Origin of the sequence: Mycobacterium sp., from assembly GCF_049280035.1 — a bacterium.
Classification (GTDB): Bacteria; Actinomycetota; Actinomycetes; order Mycobacteriales; family Mycobacteriaceae; genus Mycobacterium.
Window position 1 is genome coordinate 1 of the sequence record NZ_JBAPPI010000841.1, and the last position, 3,307, is coordinate 3,307.

The following is a 3,307-nucleotide window of genomic DNA, read 5'->3' on the forward strand; positions in this document are numbered from 1 at the left end:
CTGCCACCCGATAGCCGGCCAGTGGCGGCGCGGCTGGGTGACCCATATGAAGTATGTATGCCCGGCAGATTTCGGGTGCATTACCGAGTAATTACCGTTACCAGACGTCGCCGTCGCGCCAATCGCACGCCAAGTCCGCGGTGGGGTCCAGGCTGATCCCTACCGGCAGGACGAACACCGAGCCGTCGTCGTCGGGAGTCCGCGTCGCCCCGGCGGGCGCCATCACCGACGTCGGCCCGCGCCACGGCAGCCAACCGCGCAGTGTGTAGAGCCGCCTTCCTCGGTCCGAGGAGCTGAGCGCGCCGAGCTGATAGCCGCCGCGGATTACTTGCTCGCAGGCATCGAGTATCGCGATCGCCAGCCCTTGACCGCGCCAATCTTCCCGCACGGCAACGGCTTCGACGTAGCCGCAGCGTAACGCGGCACCGCGGTAGAGCAAGCGTCGTTGTACGACGGCTCCATGCGCGACGATGGCACTGCGATGCCAGATCAGGGCATGCATGCCGCCCAGCGCGTGGTCCCAGTCGGTGTCGGTGAACTCACCGGCGAATGCGTCGTTGACCATCTCACGGGCGCGCTGCCGGGCCTCGCTTTCGAGGTCGGCGGTGTGAACCAGGCGGGCGGTGTGTACCTGGGTGTGCACACTGCTGGTTTACCAGGTGGACTAGCCCACCGCCATGGAGCTTGACGCAGAAGCCCGCGGGACCCTGGCTCGCGACCAGTGCAGCCGCACGTACTGCCCGGGACGCACCTGGGCGACCTTGTCGATGTCTTCGGCGGCGATCACACCGACCACCGGATAGCCGCCGGTAACGGGGTGATCGGGGCCAAGGATCACCGGTAAGCCGTTGGGCGGTACCTGGATCGCACCGCGGGTGGCTCCTTCGCTGGGCAAGACCCGATCAGGCGAGCGGTACTGCAGTGGGCGTCCCTCCAGCCGCATACCCACTCGGTCGCTGCGGTCGGAGGCCATCCAGATGGTGTGCACGAGGGCGTCCGGATCGACGAGCCAGCCGTCCCGCGGCCCGGGCACCACCAGTAGCTCCACCAGATGCTCGGAGATCGGCGCCACCGGGGCCTGGTCGAGTTCGGGATACTCGTCGGTGTGTGCGCCGACCGGCAGGACGTCACCAGGTTGTAGCGGCAACGGGCCGATCGCCGACATTACGTCGTAGCTGCGGGAACCCAGCACCGGTGTCACGTCGATACCGCCGCGCACTGCCAGGTAGCTTCGCAACCCAGCGCGCGGTGCGCCCAGCGAGATCACCTCGCCATCGCGGACGTGCTGAATACTGTTGCTGCCGAACAAGATTCCGTCGACGCACGGGTCGGTGTCAGCGCCGGTCACTGCGATGTCGACGTCGCCGCCGCGGACTCGGGCCGAGAAGCCACCGAAGGTCACCTCGATAGTGGCGCGGTCGTCGGGGTTGGCCACCAGCCGGTTGGCCAGCGTGTGCGACCGCCGGTCGGCGGCCCCCGATCGGGTGACGCCGATATGAGCCAGGCCCACCCGTCCGAGGTCCTGGATGAGGGCCAGCGGGCCGGTGCGCAAGATCTCCAAGGTCGTCATGGACGCTCTCCTCTCAGAGTCTTCGCATACCGTTACGCGGCTCGGAACTGGACCGACATGCCCGGCGTCAGCAGCGCCGGATTCGGACGGTCGATGTCCCACATGACCACCTCGGTGTGGCCGATCAGCTGCCATCCGCCGGGGGACCGGCGCGGGTAGATTCCGGTGAATCCGCCGGCCAGGCCCACCGCACCGGCCGGGACGGATGATCGCGGCTCCGACCGCCGGGGTACGGCCAGCCGCGGGTCACCGCCGATCAGATACGCGAAACCCGGTGCGAATCCACCAAATCCGACTTGCCAGGGAGTAGCCGTGTGCGCGTTGATGACTTGTGCGGTGGTCAGCCCGGTACGGTCGGCGACCTCGGCAAGATCGGCACCGTCGTAGACGACGTCGATCGTCATCGGCTCCTGCGGCGGGGCGGTCGCCGCCATGTCGGGAGCCACCCGCAAGGTGCGCAGCCGACGGCGGATTGCGCTCTGCTGGCGGGGGCCATCGAGTTTCAGCAGCACCGTGCGGGAGGCCGGGACGATGTCGAGCACACCGGGCAGCGCGGCCTCGCGTAGGGCGGCCGCCCACGCCAATACGTCGGTGGTGCTGTCGAACTGCAACAGCAGCGCCTGATCGCCGTAATCGAGAACGCTGTCAACCACGTTCAGATCCATTGCCACGCTCATTACTCGACAGTAACCCCTTGGCCGGGAATCGAAACCAGATTTTCGAGCACTGCCAGAGCTGCCTTAGCCAACGCTCAGGCGGCCCGTTCGCCGACGATGCCCGCCGCAAAGCGGCGGGAGGAGGAGGCGGGCAATCGGGTAAAGCCCGGGCGGTTCTAATGCAGGATATTGCCGATCAGCGGCGGCAGCTGATCGGCCACCAGCGGGTAGCTCAGCGGCGATGCGAACGCGATCGCGCCGGCCTGGTCCGCGGTGGTGAACACGCTGCGCGCCCGGAGCGCCGCCACATCGGGATTGGCCAGCAGCCCCGCTTGATCGCCGTCGCTTTCCGTCGTCCAGATCAGTAGGTCGACGGCATCGAGAACCGCCTTGATCTTGTCGCGCGGAATGAACGCGCGCTGCTGATCGACCGCGAACGGGGTCATGCTGTCCGCAACGGCCAGCCCCATTTGGGTCAAAAACTCGGTGCGCCAACCGGTTGTTGCAACCACATTGTCTTGGTGCAGCTTGCCCTGCAGCAGCAGCACGTTCTTGTTTTTGAACTGCGGATATTTATCCGCGACACCGGCGAAACTCTGATCGACGCCGTTGATCAGTGACTTCATCTGGTCACGCTGAAAAACCGCCTGGCCGATCGCGGTCGCCTGGTCCTTCCACGGCTCGAAGAATGCGTAGCCGTCGGACTGCGCAAGCGTCGGGGCGATCGCGGACAACTTCTGATAGGTGTCCTGATCGACTCCGGCGTCGGTCGCGACGATCAAGTCGGGTTTCAGACCGGCGATCTGCCCAACCTGGATTCCGTTGTCAAGGTTGAGCACAACGGGTTTGGCGTTGCCCAACTTGGGGCGGGCCCACGGCCACACCGCGAACGGCTGGTCGCCGAACCAGTTGGTTACCGCGATTGGCACGACGCCAAGTGCCAGCAGATCGTCCTGCCCGGTGAAACCTGCGCTGACCACCCGCTTGGGCGGCTCGGGGATAGTCGTCTCACCGAAAACGTGGGTGATGGTCACCGGTCCGCCGCCAGCGCCGCCGGCGGCAGGCGCCGACTTGTGCGATG

Annotated in this window: 4 protein-coding genes; all 4 read right to left on the reverse strand. The window is 66.5% G+C overall.

The annotated features are described in order from the left end of the window. Positions 1-97: 97 nt before the first annotated feature. Positions 98-643, reverse strand: a complete 546-nt coding sequence (locus WAN71_RS26910; protein ID WP_422228246.1) for a GNAT family N-acetyltransferase — start codon at positions 641-643, stop codon at positions 98-100. Between the two features lie 21 nt (positions 644-664). Continuing rightward, a complete protein-coding gene (locus WAN71_RS26915) occupies positions 665-1,570 on the reverse strand; it encodes a 5-oxoprolinase/urea amidolyase family protein (RefSeq protein WP_422228247.1) in 906 nt (301 codons plus the stop codon). 32 nt (positions 1,571-1,602) lie between these two features. After that, the gene (locus WAN71_RS26920; protein ID WP_422228248.1) at positions 1,603-2,247 is read right to left on the reverse strand and encodes a 5-oxoprolinase subunit B family protein; all 645 of its coding nucleotides are present in this window, start codon (positions 2,245-2,247) and stop codon (positions 1,603-1,605) included. Between the two features lie 155 nt (positions 2,248-2,402). Beyond that, on the reverse strand, positions 2,403-3,307 hold a 905-nt coding region (locus WAN71_RS26925; RefSeq protein WP_422228249.1), incomplete at its 5' end, for an ABC transporter substrate-binding protein.